Raw genomic sequence first — 17,795 nt, 5'->3', positions numbered from 1 at the left:
AAGCGCCGTGCACGCAGCCCGGTAGTGAAAAGAGGATGGGGCAGACTAGCACCGGAGACGCGGTTTTCCCAGAGTTATTCACAGGTCCATCCACAGGCGGTGGTTATTCCCACTCGCGGTAACGCCTGCGGGGTGTTGACCCGGGCTGTAGTGGACCTATAGAATTGCCGGTTCTATTCGTCTCCCTTCATGCAGAGGGCCCCATGGCCACCAAGCGTACTTTCCAACCCAGCAACCTCAAGCGAGCACGCGACCATGGTTTCCGCGCACGTATGGCAACCGCCGACGGCCGCAAGATCCTGGCTCGCCGCCGCGCCAAGGGCCGCAAGCGCCTGAGCGCTTGATTGCCGCGCCGCTCCCTGCGGCCGAGGCAGTCCTTACCGTGAACGTATCGAACCCGTGCAGGCGATTTCCTCGCTCTGCGCGGGTTCGTACGCGTGCGCAATATACGGTTGTTTTCGATAACGCACGCCGCACCTCGGATCCGCTCCTGAGCCTGCACTGGCGCATTGGCGATACGCCGCCGCGCCTGGGCATGGCGGTGTCGCGCAAGGTCGATACGCGCGCGGTGGGACGTAACCGCATCAAACGTGTGTTGCGCGATGCCATGCGGCATCTGTTGCCTGAGTTGGCCGGTGGCGATTACGTCATCGTGGCGCGCTCGGCAGCTGCAAAAGCGACCAATCCGCAGATTCGCGACGCCTTCGTGCGTCTGCTGCGCCGTGTCGGCGCATTGCCCCTGCCTGCTGCGCCCGGCACAATGCCGCCCGCCAGGACGATGCACCCATCCTCCCTTTCCCCGACAGAGCCGGAACTGTAGTTCCGACTGAGCGAGTTGCTGCCCGATGAACCAGACCCGTGTTTTCCTGATTTTTGCCTGGCTGATGGTCGCGGCGCTGCTGTGGATGGAATGGGGCAAAGAAAAAGCGGCTGCCAATGCGCCCGTTGCGGCGGCGACGCAGTCGGTGCCGGCGGCACGTGATCTGGATGCGACAACGCCGAGCGCGGCCAATGTACCCGCTGCTCAGGCGATTCCGCAGGCCGGCGCGCCGGGTACCGTCCCGGCGACCAGCACCACCGGTGCGACACCGGCTGCTGCAGGCGCCGCACCGGTGGTGACCCTGACCTCGGACGTGCTGCGCCTGAAGCTGGATGGCCGCAGCGTGCTCGACGCCGAACTGCTGCAGTTTCCGCAGACCAAGGACGGCACCGCGCCGGTCAGCCTGCTGACCGAAGACGCTGCGCACCCGTACAACGCGACCAGTGGCTGGGCCAGCGAGCATTCGCCGGTGCCGGGCGTGGGCGGCTTCCGCGCCGAGCAGCCGGGTACCGCGTTCGAACTGGCCAAGGGCCAGGACACGCTGGTGGTGCCGTTCGTGTGGAATGGCCCCAACGGCGTATCGATCCGCCGCACCTTTACCCTGGAGCGTGGCCGCTATGCGATTTCGATCAAGGATGAAGTGATCAACAAGAGCGGCGCGCCGTGGAACGGCTACGTCTTCCGCAAGCTGAGCCGGGTGCCGACCATCCTCAGCCGTGGCATGACCAATCCGGACTCCTTCAGCTTCAACGGTGCGACCTGGTATAGCCCGCAGGAAGGCTATGAGCGCCGTGCGTTCAAGGACTACATGAACGACGGTGGCCTGAATCGCCAGATCACCGGTGGCTGGATGGCGCTGCTGCAGCACCATTTCTTCACCGCATGGATTCCGCAGAAAGATCAAGCCTCGCTCTACGTGCTGAACCAGGACGGCCCGCGTGACGTGGCCGAACTGCGCGGCCCGGCCTTCACCGTGGCGCCGGGCCAGACTGCCAGCACCGAAGCGCGCCTGTGGGTGGGCCCGAAGCTGGTCGGCCTGATAGCCAAGGAAGACGTGAAGGGTCTGGACCGTGTGGTCGATTACAGCCGCTTCTCGATCATGGCCATCATCGGCCAGGGCCTATTCTGGGTACTGAGCCATCTGCACAGCTTCCTGCACAACTGGGGCTGGGCCATCATCGGCCTGGTGGTGCTGCTGCGTCTGGCGCTGTATCCGCTGTCGGCGGCGCAGTACAAGTCCGGTGCCAAGATGCGCCGCTTCCAGCCGCGTCTGGCGCAGCTCAAGGAGCGCTACGGCGACGATCGCGTCAAGTATCAGCAGGCGACGATGGAGCTGTTCAAGAAGGAAAAGATCAACCCGATGGGCGGCTGCCTGCCGCTGTTGATCCAGATGCCGATCTTCTTTGCGCTGTACTGGGTGCTGGTGGAGTCGGTAGAACTGCGTCAGGCGCCGTGGCTGGGCTGGATTCAGGACCTGACCGCGCGCGACCCTTACTTCATCCTGCCGCTTTTGAACATTTCGATCATGTGGGCCACGCAGAAGCTGACCCCAACCCCGGGCATGGACCCGATGCAGGCCAAGATGATGCAGTTCATGCCGCTGGTGTTCGGCGTCATGATGGCTTTCATGCCGGCCGGTCTGGTGCTGTACTGGGTGGTCAACGGCGGGCTGGGCTTGTTGATCCAGTGGTGGATGATCCGCCAGCACGGCGAGAAGCCGAGCAAGATCATCCAGGCCAACGCCAAGTAAGTTGAAGAAGGCCCGCCGCAAGGCGGGCTTTCTGCATGTCAGCCTGTCTCTGTTGTCTCTTTCGCCAAGGACGCCGTCGTGACCACATCGCCGTTGCATCGCCTGTTGCTGTGCGCAAGTTGCGTGGGAGTGCTGGCGCTGGCCGGCTGTGGAAAGCATGACGCGAGCGATGCCGCATCAACTGCGAAATCCCCTGCTGCAACGACCGCAGTCACGCAGGCCGACAAGACCGGCGACGCTGCGCAGGCGTTGATCGCGCAACTGCGCGAATAGCTGGATCGGCACCGCCGCATCATCGTGCTGCTGGCCGATGAGGACAAACAGACCCCACGCAATCGTGCCACTTCCAGCAGCCTGGAATAGCAGCTGTTCCACGAAAATCTCGAGCAGCGCGAACGCAGCGCCGCGTCGTTCGACACCGTTCTGGCTTCCAAGGAGGCAAGCCGGTTCGCGACGATTGCTGCAGTGCTGGACGAGGTGGAATCGGCACCGGATCTGTTCGATGCCGACCGCCTGGCGTTTGCCGAAGTGTTGCGCGATCTGCATGCGCGCATCGGCCGCGACTCCGCATTGCCGACGGTGAAACTCTACCAGCGTATCGGTGAGGATCTGGAGGCACTGGACGAGATCGAGCGCAGCTACAACAAGGAGCTGACGCAGATCTTCAGCCGCTTCGATTGCAGCCGCGCCATCGTGCCCAAGCGCGAGAAGTAGGACGACGACGTGACCCATCTGCGTACGCTGTACACGCGCGAAAACATCCTGCGCGATCACGGTGTGGTGGGCCTGCGGTGTCGGCAGTCTCGGCGCAGATACCGGCCAGCCTGCCGAGCTCGCAAGGCGGCGAGTTCGTGTTCCAGGTTTCAAGCGGAGAAGAATTTCTCACTGCAGATACCGCGTAGTTGTCGGCTGATGCGATTGCGCTTAACGGACGCGTAGATGCCGCGCGTCCTGCGCCGGCCGTAGCCGGTGCGACAGCGGCTACAGCGCCGGTCACGGTAAAAACCCTGCAAGGTGGCGAAGCCACGCTGGCGTTACCCACCGCAGTGAAGAGCAGCGACCGCCAACGCGCACAATTGGCCAACGAACGCGGCCTGCAGTTGTACAAGGAAAAGCGCTACGCCGATGCGGCTGAGCAATTTGCCGATGCGCTGAAGCTGCGCCCGGATTTCGCGCTGGCAGCCAATAACCTGGGCTGTGTGTATACGCCAGGAGTGCTTCGCCGAAGCTGCGCGCTGGCTGGAGAACACCTTGAAGATCGATCCATCGCGCGCGGCGGCTTATCTCAATCTTGGCGATGCATATGCAAAAGCCGGCGATCCCGACAAGGCATGCAAGGCCTATTCGACGTATCTGGAATTGCAGCCGCAAGGCAGTGGCGCGGCGCAGGCGCGTGCGCAGTTGCAATCGCTGTGATGCAAGCTGGCCGACAAGATGTTGCATGCAGACGCCAGGACACCGCGATTGCCGGAACAGGTAGGCGATCCCAAAGACCGGCAGACAAGTCGTTCGGCGCGGCGGGCGGCGCCGTTTACAATCCAGGTGTCCTTCTTCAATCCACGTTAGAGCCGTGCCCATGTCGTCTTCCAGTTCGACCATTGTTGCCATCGCCAGTGCTGCCGGAATCGGTGGCGTGGGCATCGTGCGTTTGTCCGGGCCGCAGTCGGTGCAGATTGTAGCGCAACTGGGCATCGCGCGTCTGCAACCGCGGCATGCACACTACGCGCGCTTCCGCGATGCGCAGGGCGCGGTGGTCGATGACGGCATCGCGCTGTGGTTCAACGCGCCGCATAGCTTTACCGGCGAAGACGTCGTCGAGTTGCAAGGCCATGGCAGCCCGGTGCTGTTGCGGCAACTGGTTGCCCGTTGCATCGAACTGGGTGCACGTCAGGCACGTGCCGGTGAATTCAGCGAACGCGCATTTCTCAACGGCAAGCTCGATCTTGCGCAGGCCGAAGCGATCGCCGACCTGATCGCAGCCGGCGACCTGCGGGCGGCCCGCGCCGCGCGGCGCGCACTGGACGGGGTGTTTTCGCGACGGGTCGATGCGGTGGCGGACACCCTGACCCGCCTGCGTATCCATGTGGAAGCGGCCATCGATTTTGCCGACGAGCCGCTGGACACCTTGGGCGGCAACCAGGTACGCGACGGCTTGACCCAGGCGCGCACTTTGCTTGCCCAGTTGCTGCGCGATGCCGAACGCGGACGCAAGTTACGCGACGGCCTGCATGCGGTGTTGATCGGCCCGCCCAACGCCGGCAAGAGTTCGTTGCTCAATGCGCTCGCCGGTAGCGATCGCGCAATCGTCACCGATGTCGCCGGCACCACCCGCGACACCTTGCACGAAGCCATCCAGCTCGACGGCTTCGAGCTGACCCTGGTCGATACCGCCGGCCTGCGCGAGGGCGGCGATGCGATCGAACGCGAAGGTATGCGTCGCGCCCGCGCCGAATTGGAGCGGGCCGATCTGGCGTTGGTGGTGCTCGATGCACGCGACCCACAGGCGGCACGCGAGGCGATTGGTGATGCCATCGATGCCGTACCGCGTCAGCTGTGGATCCATAACAAATGCGATCTGCTCAGCGATGCCGTGCCGCTCGATGCCAATGCGATCGTCGTCTCGGCGGTGACTGGGCAAGGACTTGAGCAATTGCACATCCGCCTGCGTGAGCTTGCGCTCGGCGATGGCGTGGAAAGCGTCGATGGCGAATTCTTCGCCCGCACGCGCCACGTCGAAGCGCTGCGTCGCGCCGAACAACACGTGGACATCGCCGATCTGGAACTAGGCTTCGAACAACTCGAACTGGCAGCCGAAGAACTGCGCCTGGCACACGAGGCGCTTGGTGAGATCACCGGCAAAATCAGCGCCGATGATTTGCTCGGCAAGATCTTTTCGAGTTTTTGTATCGGTAAGTGATGCGGCGGTGCCCAGCGCGTTGGTACGCGCTGAGGTTCTCAGAGTTAGCCCGCGCACAAGTGTGCATTCGCTTGGTATACCACCCGCGTCGTTAGCACTGCTGACGGCATCTGGTGCTTATCGTCTGAGTGCGCACAGACGCTCGCCTATTCTGAGCTACATCACACCAGGCAACACCGTCTTCAGCGCTTCGCTTTCCGCATTACATGCAGCCGCCGCAGATGCCGTTGGCGGCTTTGCCTGTGCTTTCTCAATCTCGGCGCGTGCGGTGGCTAGGTCTTTTTCGAATGCAGGGTTGCCGTGCAAGGCGGCGACGGTGGCGGCGCCCACCATGCGGCCCTGGGTGACATCGCTCTGCCAGTGGACGTTGCAGACCAGGCGGCTGTCGCCGAAGGCACGGCCGCGGGCGAGCAGGGCGTCGCGGTGGGCGGGGGCGATTTCCGACAGGATCAGGCCCCAGGTCCAGCCGATGGCGGTATGGCCCGAGGGGTAGGAGCCGTTCTTGCGCAGGGCGGCGTCATCGTCCGGGCTGCACGTCGGTTGCTCGTTGCGCATGAACGGACGCGGGCGTTGGTAGCGTGCCTTGGCGGCGCTGGTGGCGGTGCTGGCATCGCGCATGCTGCGTTCGAGCAACTGCATCAGATGTGGGGTACCGGTCTGGTCGATTTGTACGCCGAGTGCGCAGCTGAAATGCGTGGCCGCGGCCGGAAAGCTCAGCACTGCGTCCTGTGCGGCCAGCTCCCAGCGCGGTGTGCCGCGCAGGGAGAGCATGGCCTTGGAAACTGCCTCGTCGTTGGCAAGCGCGGCGCTACCGTCCTGCGGTGGCGGTGGCACCAGCTGCAGGCTGTCGGGCAGTTGGTGTTTCTCTAGGTACCCATGCGCGTCGGTGGCGAGCACCGAATCTTTCGAGGCTGCCTTGTCGCGTGCACTCGCGATGCCGCTGCCGATCAACAGTGCGGCGATGGCAACGCTGACCAGCGTCCGATGAGAGTGGCACGCAATGCGCTGCGACATAGCAACCTCAGACAACGAATGGAAGAGCTCGCAGATTACGACGCATAGATGACACCTGCATGCCAGCGCAACGCAGCAATGGCGAGGGATGCAAACCCGGTGTCGTCGCACTGTCATTTCGCGGTCGCATCGACGCAAGACAACTGTCGCACGCTTGCCGCCATCTTTTGACTCGTCGCCAGCGCCGCTCATGCCCAAGACCCATCAGTTAAGTGCCGCCGTTCTCGCTGTGCTCGTGCTTATGCTCGCGCCTGCCGCCTACGCTGCCGACCTCGACGTGTCTGCCGATACCGGTGCGGTCGTCCAGCAACTCGATACGGTGTCGGTGATCGGCCAGGGCGAAACGCGTCAGGTGCAGCGCATCACCCAGCAAGACATTCCGGTGTTGCCGCCGGGCACCAGCATCCAGAAGCTGCTCAACCGCATGCCGGGCGTAGACGTGCAATCCAATGATGCGTTCGGTGCCAACGAAGAGTCGCAGACGATCAGCCTGCGCGGCTTCAACGGCACGCGCCTGGGCTATACGCTGGATGGCCTGCCACTGGGCGACAACGCCTACGGCAATTACAACGGCCTCAACATCAGCCGCGCATTGATCGCGGAAAATTTCGGCGGCGTGGAGCTGGCCTCGGGCATTGGTGCGCTGGGCACTGCCTCCACCAGCAACCTGGGCGGCACCATCCAGTATTACTCGGCTGATCCGTCCAGCGTGTTTGGCGGGCGGGTGTCGCAGACGGTGGGCTCCGATGCCAATCGCCGCACCTTCCTGCGTGTGGATACCGGCGATTACAACGGGTTTTCCGCGTATCTGTCGGGCATCAACGCCCAAGCCGATATGTGGGCACGCCCGGAATCGCCGACCACCACGCGGCAGTTCAACGCCAAAGGCGTGTACCAGTTCGATGGCGGCAAGCTGACTGCGTTTGCCGATACTTCGCGCACATCGCAGGCCGACTACGCGTACCTGTCCAAGAGCGGCATGGCACGTGGCCTGGGTTGGGACTGGAATCTGTACGCGCCGGATTGGAACCGTGCCCTGGCCGCAGCGTATTGCGCGCCGGCCACGCGCAATGCCGCGCGTTGCGGTTTCAGCGGCGGCGTCGACAACGTTGACGATGCGTATTACCAGAGCCGCGCGTTGCGAGACGACGACCTGTTCTATGTGGCTGGCGACTTCCAGCCCAACGATGCGATTAGCCTGCATACCCAGGTCTATCACCATGAAAACAAGGGCCAGGGCCACTGGTGGTCGCCGGGACAGGCGTCCAATCCGGGAACGCCGGAGGCATTGCCGATCTCGATCCGCAGCACCAATTACTGGATCAACCGCACCGGCGGCATCGCCTCGCTCGGTTGGCAGTTGGGCCCGCATCATCTGGAAGCCGGCCTGTGGTACGAGCGCAATCACCATGATGTGGAGCGCAACTTCTACTGGATTACCGGCCCGGTCAGCGACGACAAGTTCCTGCAGAATCCCAACCGTCGCTTGTTCTCGCAAAACTACGTCATCACCACGCGCCAGTTCTATGTGCAGGGCAACTTCAAGTTTCTCGATGAGCGCCTGAGCCTGGATCTGGGCATCAAGAGCCCGAGCACCGAAATGACCGCGCGCGAAACGCCGGGCGTGGCGGTGGAAGCGCCGGTAGCAACCGGCTCGCTCAAGGCCAGCGAATCGGTGTTGCCGCAGATCGGCTTGGGCTATCGCCTCGCCGAAGGCCAGGAAGTGTTCGCGTCCTATGCGGAAAACATCGCCGCGTTCCAGGGTGGCGGCGCCGGTGGTCCGTTGCTTGTGACCCAGGCGTCGTTCGATGCCAGCGTCGGTGCATTGGAGCCGGAAAAATCGCGCACGCTGGAAGCAGGCTATCGCTTCGTCCGCGATCGCTTCGAAGCCTCGCTGGTCGGTTACGACGTCACTTTCGACAACCGGCTGCTCTCGCTCAACCCGTGCGCCAGCATCCAGCAGGGCACCACGCCGGCGTGCACCACGCGTTTCTTCAACGTGGGTTCGGTGAGCAGCCGCGGCGGCGAACTGACGGTGATCTGGAAGCCGACCAGCTACCTGCAGTGGTACAACTCGGCATCGATCAACCGTTCGACCTATGACGACAACTACGTGCAGAATGGCGTGACCATTGCCACCGCCGGCAAGTACACGGTGGATACACCCAAGCGTATGTTCGCCAGCGAAATCGCCTTCAACTACGCGAACTGGAACGTCAACCTGCGTGGCAAGTACACCGGCCAGCGTTATTACACCTACACCAACGATCAGGGCTTTGGCGGCTACACCGCGTTTGATGCCGGCGCCGGGTACGCGTTTGGCCAGGTCGGCGTGCTGCAGGCGCTCAAGCTCTCGCTCAACGTCACCAACCTCACCAACAAGCGTTACGCCTCCAACCTCACCGCGTTCGCCAACACCGACCCGAACGGGCGTCAGCTGGCGTTCCATGCCAGTGCGCCGCGTCAGGTGTTTTTGACGTTGGATGCCAAGTTCTGAGGACGGGAATCGGGTTCGGGATTGGGGAATCGTAAGAGCCGGTCTTGCGGTTGCTTACCGATTTCCGGTTTCGATGGACGTAGACAGTTTTAGGCTGGCTAAGCAAGACGTCGCGAGTGATTTTTCCGAGGGGTGCGGGCGATGCAGTGGAACCGGGATGTACAACCGTACTTCCGCGCCGCTTATCAACCAGACTCGCCTGGCGGTCATGCGTCGATTCGGTAACTGTTTTTCGTTGGAGAGATGCATGATGCAGTTCGGTCGTATCTGGCTGGTGGGAGCGATGATGGTTGGCATGAGCGGCCCGGCAGCTGCCGAAGCACCGCTGGCGAAGACAGTGCAGATCTTTGCGCACCGTGGTGCCAGTGCGCTGCGCCCCGAACACACCTTGGCCTCGTACGCCAAAGCCATTGTCGATGGCGCCGATTTCGTCGAGCCGGATTTGGTGTCGACTAAAGATGGCGTACCCATCGCGCGGCATGAGAACGAGATCGGCGGCACCACCGATGTGGCGAGCCACCCGGAGTTCGCTGCGCGCAGGACGCGCAAGACCATCGACGGTCAGGCGATGGAAGGCTGGTTTACCGAAGATTTCAGCCTGGCCGAGTTGAAGACGCTACGTGCGCGCGAACGGCTGCCGCAGCTGCGCGGCACGCGCTGGGATGGGAAGTTTCAGATCGTCACCTTCGATGAGATCATCGATTTCGTCGCCGCGGAATCGGCGGCGACCGGGCGCAGCATCGGTCTGATTCCGGAAATCAAGCACCCGACTTACTTCAAGGCGCTTGGCCTGCCGATGGAAGACAAAGTGTTGGCCACCTTGCATGCGCATGCCTACACACAGACTGCGCCGGTGATCATCCAATCGTTCGAGACCAACAATCTGCGCTATCTACGTAGCAAGATCGGGCGCAGCAGCAACATCCGTCTGCTGCAGTTGCTCGGTAGCGCACAGACGGCGCTGCCCGATGCCGGCACAGCCAATGCGCCGAAGACCTACGGTCAGATGATCACGCCCGACGGCCTGAAGCAGGTCGCCACATATGCCGATGCGATCGGCCCCGACATCCGCAGCATCATTCCGCTGGATGCGCAGCAGCGCCTGGGCACGCCCACCAGCCTGGTGCGCGACGCACATGCGGCCCGGCTGCAGGTGCAGCCCTATACCTTCCGTCCGGAAAATTATTTTCTGTCCGCCGACAACCGCAGCAGCGGTGCGGTGACCGAGCGCAACGACGCTGGCGCACTGGCCGAGCTGAAGGCGTATCTGGATGCCGGCATCGATGCGTTCTTCGCCGACGACCCGGGCCTTGCGCGGCGTGCATTGAACGAGCATGCAACGCGTTAAACGCACATGCGGTCTGATAAGAGCGTGCTAGCGCGCGATGAAGCGTACCGATAACGCCTCATCGCGCGCTAGCGCGCTCCTACGTCCCAGGGGGTCGTTCACGCGGCGGGAAATGCAGCACCACGCTCTGCGAGCCGTCGTCCTGGCGTTGCCACAGCACCGGTACCTGACGCGGCGGCGGTGGTTCCAGCATTGCATGCTCAGCGTTGCTCACTTCCCAGGCGGCGTCTTCATCCTCGTCTTCCCAGCTGTAGCGCGGCTTTGCCTGTTGCGGGTCGCGCAGGCGCAGCAGCAGCGCGGCGATCAGCCCGGCCACCGCACCGCCCAGATGCGATTGCCAGGACACCCCGGCTTCGTGCGGCAGGATGGTCATCAACATGCCGCCGTAGAACAGGAAGGCGATCATGCTGGTGGCGATCGCCGGGCGGTCGCGGCGTAGCAGACCGAGCACGAACACCAAAAACATCAAGCCGTGGGTCACGCCGCTGGCGCCCAGATGCCGGCTGCCCGGCTCACCCAGTAGCCATGCGCCCAGGCCCGAGCCCAGCCACAACAGCGGCAGTGCCATGACCGTGGCGCGTGGGTACACGCTGCCGGCCAGCGTGCCCAGGATCAACAACGCGGCGGCGTTGGCACCCAGGTGCGCAAGCGAGCCATGCAGTAGCGGTGCGGTGAGGATGCCGAGCAGGCCGTCCGCCTGCAGCGGCGCCACCGCCCAGGCCCGCCAGTCGAACATGCCCTGGGCGGTGAACACCGCCACCAGTAGCAGCACGGCGGCCAGGCTGACGTTGAAGGCACGCAGCACCCGAGAACGATCCAGGCGGTTCTGCGTGGCGATATCGGGAGCGAGAGAATGCGTTGTCATGCATAACGGATGGCGGCGTGGTTTTGCCTTTGCAAGCCCCGTTTGCGTGGGATAACCGGATCCGGCGGCGGGACAATCCGTAGATCATCCGTGCACTCACCTGCGCCGCACCGTGCAGTTAGCGACGCGTGCCCCTGGCCGCGTCAGTCGCCAATGCCAAATGCTCCGCGGAAGTGGGCGGAGCGACCGAAGCCAGCAATCAACACGCAACGCAGAAGGCGCCCACGGCTGCCACACATGACAGCAGTGAGCCCTGTGTTTCATCCGGAGATTGCGGCAAGCCCCCCATCTACCCGCCGCGACCAACCACGAATCCGGAACCACCAATCCCAGCCCCTCAGTGCCCGGCGGACTTGGGCGGGCGCAGCAGGCTCAGCACGATGGTGGCGACCAGGATCGTCACCACGACGGCCAGCGACACCAGGACCGGAATCTTGTACAGATCGATGATCATCATCTTGGTGCCGATGAACACCAGAATCACCGCCAGGCCGTACGGCAACAGGTGGAAGCGGTCGGCCATGCCGGCCAGCAGGAAGAACATCGCGCGCAGGCCCAGCACCGCGAACACGTTGGAGGTGAGCACGATGAACGGGTCGGTGGTGATCGCGAAGATCGCCGGGATGCTGTCCACCGCGAAGATTACATCGATCACCGCAATCAGGATCAGCACCACGAACAGCGGGGTAAACCAGCGCTTGCTGTCCTTGATCACGCTGAGCAGGTTGCCGTGGTACTGCGGGCTCAGGCGCAGGTGGCTGCGCATCCAGCGCAGCACCGGGTTGCTCTCCAGGTCTGGCTCCTTGCCGGCCGAGAACCACATCTTGATCCCGGTCAGCAGCAGGAACGCGCCGAACACGTAGAGCAGCCAATGGAACTTGGCCAGCAGCATCGAGCCGGCAAAGATCATGATCGCGCGCAGGACAATCGCACCCAGCACACCGATGATCAGTACGCGCTGGCGCTGTTCTTCGGGCACGCCGAAGTAGGTAATCACCATCAGGAACACGAAGATGTTGTCGACCGCCAGAGACTTTTCCACCAGGTAGCCGGTGAGGAACTGCAGCCCGATCTGGTCGGCCTGCGCGTCGCCCGCGGTGCCCTGCAGGTACCACCACAGCCCGGCATTGAAGGCCAACGCCAGCAGCACCCAGCCGATGCTCCACCAGGTGGCTTCCTTGAACGTGACCTTGTGGGCGCCGCCATGGCGCATCAGCACCAGATCGACCATCAGCGCCACGATCACCACGACCGCAAAGCCACCCCATAACCAGACATTGCCAATGGTTTGCATAAGAATCCCGAAAAAAGTGAAAGCGACCTGGACAGCCGGTTGGGCTGAGGCCTTGTGACACGGTAATCGTGGATTCCGGGTAACGGACCTTCGCCTGCGCGGCGAAGGTCTTGCTCGCAACCGGCTGGGCCGGTTGCCGTTGCACCGGAGCGCCTGCGTGACAGGGCTCGTAATGACGGCGACAACGCTGGAACGACCAACAGAACCAACTGCGCGATTGCTCGCGACGTCCTGCCATTCATTCCTGGGAGCTACTCCCCTTCTAGGCCCGATTCTGCGTGCCCGGCGCAGGCACGTCAATCCAGCCGGATACAATGGGCGGATGAATACTCCAGTCCCCGTCGTCCGTCTCAAGAATGCCTGGCGCTCCAGCCACCCGTGGATCTTCCAGAAGCTGGTGGAAAAGCCCGCCGCCAAGCCCAAGCCCGGCACCATCGTCGATGTGGTCGGCGTTGACGGGGAGTGGATCGGCCGCGGCTTCTACAACGGGCATTCGCGCATTGCCGTGCGCATCCTGGAAACCAACCAGTCGGTGCCGGTGGATGCGGGCTGGTTTTCGCGCAAGATCGCCGCGGCAGTGAGCCTGCGCCGCGATTGGCTCAAGCTCGACGGCGTGTCCGACGCCTGGCGCGTGGTGCATAGCGAAGGCGACGGCCTGTCCGGCCTGGTGGTGGACCGCTACGGCGACCTGGTGGTGGTGGAGTTCTTCGCCGCCGGCATGTTCCGTCACCGCGAATGGATCTACGAAGCGCTGCGCGAACAGTTCCCGGGCTGCCGCTTCCACAGCTTTGCCGACGAACACGTGCAGAAGCAGGAAAGCTTCGATTTCCACAGCAACACCACCACCGAAGCGGCGGTAATCACCGAGCACGGCATCAAGTTCCGCGCCGACCCGGCCGGTGCGCACAAGACCGGCTTCTTCGCCGACCAGCGCGACAACCGGCAGTGGCTGAGCGAGCAAGTGGCAGGCAAGACCGTGCTGGACCTGTGCTGCAACACCGGCGGGTTTGCGGTGTATGCGGCCGCGCGCGGTGCGTCCGAAGTGCTGGGCGTGGACATCGACGAAGACGTCATCGCCATTGCCAAGGGCAACGCCAAGCTCAACAACGTGCGGCCCAAGTTCGTGCAGGCCGACATCTTTCCGTGGCTGCGCGATGCCTCTCATCGTGGCGACCAGTTCGATGTGGTGATTCTGGACCCGGCCAAGATGACCCGCGACCGCGAGCAGGTGATTCCGGCGCTGAAGAAGTATCTGGACATGAATAAATTGGCGCTGGGCGTGGTCAAGCCCGGCGGCCTGTTCGCCACGTTTTCGTGCACCGGCCTGGTGGCCGAGCAGGAGTTTTTGGACATGCTGCGGCGTGCCTCGTATTTCTCCGGGCGCACCATCCAGATCCTGAAAGTGGCCGGTGCCGGCCCGGACCACCCGTTCATGGCCCACGTGCAGGAATCGCGTTATTTGAAGGCCGTTTTCTGCCGCGTGGTGTAACCGTGTTGCGCGGCGGAGGACGCGGTCTGCCGCAGTGCAGGCAGCGTCTTTCGCCGCGCGATGCCATCGTCGGCAAGCGTCGATTCAATGCAGACACCCAACCAGGAGCCGGCAGCCGATGACCTCCAGCGACGAAGACGAGCGCAAGGCCTTGCGCCGGTTGCTGCGCGAGATCGAACGGCCCAATGCCAGCCTGCTGGCCAGCAATTGGCCGGTGTTTGGGGTGTGGCTGCTGTTTTCCGGCGCCTTCATGTATTTGTTCCAGACCGGCGACGGCTCGCCACTGCACCCGTTGCTGCTGGCGTTGGGGTCGACCTGTCTGGGCGTGTTCGGTGCGTGGATCGTGTTCCGCTCGGTGTGGGCGCGGCAGTGGCCGCATGTGCGCGAACACATCGATGTAGACAGCGTGCGCGCGCGACTGGCTGAACTGGACGACTGAGCGATACGCGCGCGTGGCGGTCTTCGCGCGCTGGGCTGCCAGGCGGACCAAACCGATGCGTGATGACCGGCGGCTGCCCGCGCCGTGGTTGCCGGCTGCGGCGTGGCTCGACAGCATTGCGCATGCTCGTGCCATCGGCATCGCCGCAGAACTGCTCTTGCAGTGCGCGTATCGCACGCCACGCCGTGCGGATCGAACGCAGCGCTGCAGCGTTCTACGTATGGCCGCAGTGCGCGTGCAGCCAGCCGCTATGATCGGCTCATCCCACTGCCTGGGAGGTCGCATGCACCTGCGCTCGCTTTCGCTATCTGTCGGGTTGTTGCTGGCGGCCGCGCTGCCCGCGCACGCGCTGGAATTTTCCAAGGCCGAACTGGCACGCGCCACCGCGCTGCAACACCGTCTGGTCACGCTGGATTCGCATCTGGACACACCAGCCAATCTGGAGCGCGCCGACTTCGATGTGTTGCAGGCGCATGCCGGCAACCGCCTGTCGCAGGTGGATTACCCGCGCATGGTCGAAGGCGCGCTGGATGGCGGGTTCTGGGCGGTCTACACCGGGCAGGGCAATCGCACTGCGGCCGCGCATCTGGACGACCGCGACGCTGGTCTGCAGCGCTTGCTGAAGATCCACACGCTGGCGGCCGCGCAACCGCAGCGCTTTGCGTTGGCGACCACGCCGGCCGATGCCGCGCGCATCAAGGCCGCGGGCAAGCGCGTGGTGTACATCAGCATGGAAAACGCCAGCCCGCTGGTGGCCGACCCTACGTTGCTGCGCTTCTATTACGCGCAGGGGCTGCGCTTGATGAGCACCGTGCATTTTCTCAACAACGAGTTCGCCGACTCGGCCACCGACCCCATGGGGCCGGAGTGGAAGGGCCTGAGCCCGGCCGGCAAACAGCTGGTGCAACAGGCGCAGGCGCTGGGCATCGTGATCGATCAATCGCACGCCTCCGATGCGGTGTTCGACCAGTTGATTGCGCTGTCGCCTGTGCCGATCGTGCTCTCGCACAGCGGCGCGCATGCGGTCTACAACCACCCGCGCAATATCGACGATGCACGCTTGAAGGTGCTGGCCGCGCACGGCGGGATGATTCAGGTCAATTCCTACGGCGGCTATCTGGTGGACAGCGGCGCCAGCCCCGAGCGCAAGGCTGCCGAAAAAGCGCTCACCGACCAGCATGGCGGCTGGGAACACGTCAAGATTGCCGACGGCACCAAGCTCAGCGCCGCGCTCAAGGAACTGGATGCGCGCTACCCGATTAAGCGCGCCACCGAAGAGGATTTCTTCGCGCATCTTGAGCACCTATTGGCCGTGGTCGGGCCCGAGCACGTGGGCATCGGCATGGATTGGGATGGCGGTGGCGGGGTGGTGGGCCTGGAAGATGTCTCCGACCTGCCGCGCATCACCGCGTGGTTGCTGCGCAAGGGCTACACCGAGCAGCAGATCGCCGGCATCTGGGGCGGCAATCTGCTGCGCGTGATGGGCCAGGCGCAGGCGTATGCGGCAGGGAATAGGGAATCGTGAGTAGGGAGTCGGCACTAGTGCCGGGATTTGGCAGTGGTGGTTCGAGATTCGCAAGCGCACGGCGGTCAGTGCGCCGGTGTGTTGCCGGATGCTGCATCGGACCCGACGGTATGAGGGACGTCCGCGCGTTGCGGTGCGGGCGTCTGCGTCGCACGATCCGCCAGCCGTGCACCAACTGCCGATCACTGGGGCGTGTTCCGGTTCGGCAGACGCCGCGCGTGCCTGGTCCGAAATGTAGAGCGACTACCAACACGCTGCGAACAGTCGACCAGGTGAGTGCGGACGGCGCCGGGACCGGAGCGGACGCGTGGTACACGCCGCACCGAGCACCGTCCGCCTGATCGCTGCCATTGGGCGTTTGCACAAAAAGTGGCGCGTGCTTGCCCACGGACGGGCGGCACCCTAACGAAGATTCCGTAAAAACGCTCAATCTAGAATGCGCCGACCCCCTGTGTGGTGCTGGTGCCAAGGCACTGTGCGCCGGCTGGCCCACTGACTGCTGGAGCGTGCGATGACCCAAGCCACCCGGCCCCTGCCGACCCCCGATGGCATGGGTCCGACCTACCGCAAGATCCTGTGGCGGCTGATCCCGTTCCTGTTCGTCTGCTATCTGTTCAATTACCTGGATCGGGTCAACGTCGGCTTCGCCAAGCTGCAGATGCTGGGCGAGCTGGGCATGAGCGAAACCGTGTACGGGCTGGGCGCGGGCATTTTCTTCGTCGGTTACCTGGCCTGCGGGGTGCCCAGTAATCTGATCCTGCAGCGTATCGGCGCGCGGCGCTGGGTGGCGATCATGATGGTCAGCTGGGGCCTGCTGTCCACCTGCCTGCTGTTCGTGCGCACGCCTGCCGGGTTCTACACGCTGCGCCTGCTCACCGGCGCGGCCGAGGCCGGCTTCTTCCCCGGCATCGTGCTGTACCTGACGCGCTGGTTCCCGCGCGCCCGGCACGGCCGGGTCATGACTGTCTTCATGTCGGCCATCCCGATCTCCGGGGTGCTGGGCGGGCCGTTGTCCGGCTGGATCCTGGGCCACTTTTCGGCCGGGCAGGGCGGGCTGGCCGGCTGGCAATGGATGTTCCTGCTGCAAGGTTTGCCGACCGTGCTGCTGGGCATCGGGGTGTGGTTCCTGCTCAGCGACGGCGTGCAACAGGCGAGCTGGCTGGACCCGCAGGAAAAACAGGCCTTGGCCCGCGTACTGGCCGACGACGAAGCAGGCAAGCCGGCCGGTGCGTCCACCTCGCTGCGCGCGGTGCTGCGCAACCCGGCGGTGTGGCTGCTAGGCACGGTGTACTTCTGCATCCAGAGCGGGGTGTATGCGATCAACTTCTGGCTACCTTCGATCATCCAGGGCAGCGGCGTCACCGACCCGGTCCGCATCGGTCTGATGAGCGCGATCCCGTACTTGGCGGCGGCAGTGTTCATGGTGCTGATGGGCCGCTCGGCCGACCGCCGCGGCGAGCGTCGCTGGCATCTGGTGATTCCGTTGCTGATGGGCGCGGCCGGCCTGTGCATCGCCGCCAGCGTCACCGACAACCTGGGCTTGGCCTTGTTCGGTATGACCCTGGCCACGATGGGGGCGGTCAGCGGCTTGCCGCTGTTCTGGCCGCTGACCAACGGCTTTCTCACCGCCGCCGCCGCGGCCGGTGGGCTGGCGCTGATCAATTCCACCGGCCAGGTCGCTGGCTTCGTTAGCCCCTATCTGGTGGGCTGGATCAAGGACACCACCCACAGCACCGAGCTGGCGCTGTACGTGCTGGCCAGCGCCATGCTGCTGGGCGCCGCGCTGGTGCTGCGGGTGCCTGCGCGCACGGTGAACCAGTGATGCGTCCGTCCAAGC

14 protein-coding genes, 1 other RNA gene and 2 pseudogenes are annotated in these 17,795 nt (G+C 64.0%); 12 read left to right on the top strand and 5 right to left on the bottom strand.

The features are described 5' to 3' along the window. Nucleotides 1-203: 203 nt before the first annotated feature. Genes rpmH through yidC form a run of 3 tightly spaced genes read left to right on the top strand, consistent with a single transcriptional unit; the run spans nucleotide 204 to nucleotide 2,570 of the window. Entirely contained in the window at nucleotides 204-344 is a 141-nt protein-coding gene (rpmH, locus tag KWO_RS22065) for a 50S ribosomal protein L34 (RefSeq protein WP_002805908.1), read from the top strand. Nucleotides 345-382: 38 nt separating this feature from the next. Beyond that, the gene (gene rnpA, locus KWO_RS22060) at nucleotides 383-820 is read left to right on the top strand and encodes a ribonuclease P protein component (protein ID WP_010376407.1); all 438 of its coding nucleotides are present in this window, start codon (nucleotides 383-385) and stop codon (nucleotides 818-820) included. 25 nt (nucleotides 821-845) lie between these two features. Then, on the top strand, nucleotides 846-2,570 hold the full coding sequence (yidC, locus tag KWO_RS22055; protein WP_010364840.1) for a membrane protein insertase YidC: 1,725 nt from the start codon (nucleotides 846-848) through the stop codon (nucleotides 2,568-2,570). On the opposite strand, the pseudogene KWO_RS23630 reads toward yidC, so the two are convergent. After that, nucleotides 2,548-3,116 (bottom strand): annotated as a pseudogene (locus tag KWO_RS23630) (hypothetical protein). The gene yidC and the pseudogene KWO_RS23630 sit on opposite strands and share 23 nt — an antisense overlap. Here KWO_RS23630 and KWO_RS23625 point away from each other — a divergent pair. The 3 genes and pseudogenes from KWO_RS23625 (at nucleotide 3,036) to mnmE (ending at nucleotide 5,487) form a co-directional block, all read left to right on the top strand. Next, nucleotides 3,036-3,284, top strand: a complete 249-nt coding sequence (locus KWO_RS23625) for a hypothetical protein (RefSeq protein WP_227479786.1) — start codon at nucleotides 3,036-3,038, stop codon at nucleotides 3,282-3,284. The pseudogene KWO_RS23630 and the gene KWO_RS23625 overlap by 81 nt on opposite strands. Before the next feature lie 71 nt (nucleotides 3,285-3,355). Then, nucleotides 3,356-3,986 (top strand): annotated as a pseudogene (locus KWO_RS23620) (tetratricopeptide repeat protein); the annotation flags it as partial. Between the two features lie 160 nt (nucleotides 3,987-4,146). Further along, entirely contained in the window at nucleotides 4,147-5,487 is a 1,341-nt protein-coding gene (gene mnmE, locus KWO_RS22045; RefSeq protein WP_010376408.1) for a tRNA uridine-5-carboxymethylaminomethyl(34) synthesis GTPase MnmE, read from the top strand. Nucleotides 5,488-5,643: 156 nt separating this feature from the next. Here the strand turns inward: mnmE and KWO_RS22040 are convergent, their stop codons facing one another. Next, nucleotides 5,644-6,501, bottom strand: coding sequence for an acid phosphatase (locus tag KWO_RS22040; protein ID WP_010364847.1), 858 nt, complete (start codon nucleotides 6,499-6,501; stop codon nucleotides 5,644-5,646). A gap of 190 nt (nucleotides 6,502-6,691) precedes the next feature. On the opposite strand from KWO_RS22040, the gene KWO_RS22035 reads away from it, so the two are divergent. Together KWO_RS22035 and KWO_RS22030 are read left to right on the top strand one after the other, a co-directional pair. Next, nucleotides 6,692-8,998 (top strand): TonB-dependent receptor, encoded by a 2,307-nt coding sequence (locus KWO_RS22035; protein ID WP_026113124.1) that lies wholly within the window; start codon nucleotides 6,692-6,694, stop codon nucleotides 8,996-8,998. Nucleotides 8,999-9,245: 247 nt separating this feature from the next. Beyond that, nucleotides 9,246-10,346, top strand: coding sequence for a glycerophosphodiester phosphodiesterase (locus KWO_RS22030; protein ID WP_010376411.1), 1,101 nt, complete (start codon nucleotides 9,246-9,248; stop codon nucleotides 10,344-10,346). 79 nt (nucleotides 10,347-10,425) lie between these two features. On the opposite strand, the gene KWO_RS22025 is transcribed toward KWO_RS22030, so the two are convergent. Together KWO_RS22025 and KWO_RS22020 are read right to left on the bottom strand one after the other, a co-directional pair. Next, nucleotides 10,426-11,211 (bottom strand): rhomboid family intramembrane serine protease, encoded by a 786-nt coding sequence (locus KWO_RS22025; protein ID WP_017112429.1) that lies wholly within the window; start codon nucleotides 11,209-11,211, stop codon nucleotides 10,426-10,428. A 337-nt stretch (nucleotides 11,212-11,548) separates the two neighbouring features. Next, on the bottom strand, nucleotides 11,549-12,505 hold the full coding sequence (locus tag KWO_RS22020; protein WP_010376412.1) for a TerC family protein: 957 nt from the start codon (nucleotides 12,503-12,505) through the stop codon (nucleotides 11,549-11,551). A gap of 322 nt (nucleotides 12,506-12,827) precedes the next feature. Here KWO_RS22020 and KWO_RS22010 point away from each other — a divergent pair, with 322 nt between their 5' ends. The 3 genes from KWO_RS22010 (at nucleotide 12,828) to KWO_RS22000 (ending at nucleotide 15,958) form a co-directional block, all read left to right on the top strand. Continuing rightward, nucleotides 12,828-13,994, top strand: coding sequence for a class I SAM-dependent rRNA methyltransferase (locus KWO_RS22010; protein ID WP_010376413.1), 1,167 nt, complete (start codon nucleotides 12,828-12,830; stop codon nucleotides 13,992-13,994). A gap of 118 nt (nucleotides 13,995-14,112) precedes the next feature. After that, nucleotides 14,113-14,433 carry a hypothetical protein gene (locus KWO_RS22005; RefSeq protein ID WP_010364861.1) on the top strand — a complete coding sequence of 107 codons (321 nt, stop codon included), beginning with the start codon at nucleotides 14,113-14,115 and terminating at the stop codon, nucleotides 14,431-14,433. Nucleotides 14,434-14,716: 283 nt separating this feature from the next. After that, nucleotides 14,717-15,958: a dipeptidase gene (locus KWO_RS22000; protein WP_026113125.1), complete on the top strand. Its 1,242-nt coding sequence runs from the start codon at nucleotides 14,717-14,719 to the stop codon at nucleotides 15,956-15,958. A 241-nt stretch (nucleotides 15,959-16,199) separates the two neighbouring features. Here KWO_RS22000 and KWO_RS21995 read toward each other — a convergent pair. After that, a non-coding RNA gene (locus KWO_RS21995) (sX9 sRNA) lies at nucleotides 16,200-16,274 on the bottom strand. Nucleotides 16,275-16,469: 195 nt separating this feature from the next. On the opposite strand from KWO_RS21995, the gene KWO_RS21990 reads away from it, so the two are divergent. Further along, the gene (locus tag KWO_RS21990) at nucleotides 16,470-17,780 is read left to right on the top strand and encodes an MFS transporter (RefSeq protein ID WP_010376418.1); all 1,311 of its coding nucleotides are present in this window, start codon (nucleotides 16,470-16,472) and stop codon (nucleotides 17,778-17,780) included. The last annotated feature ends 15 nt before the right edge of the window (nucleotides 17,781-17,795 follow it).

The organism is Xanthomonas vasicola pv. musacearum NCPPB 4379, assembly GCF_000277895.2.
GTDB lineage: Bacteria > Pseudomonadota > Gammaproteobacteria > Xanthomonadales > Xanthomonadaceae > Xanthomonas > Xanthomonas vasicola.
Note: the sequence above shows the minus strand (reverse complement) of the source record. Positions and strands in the feature narration are given on the sequence as shown.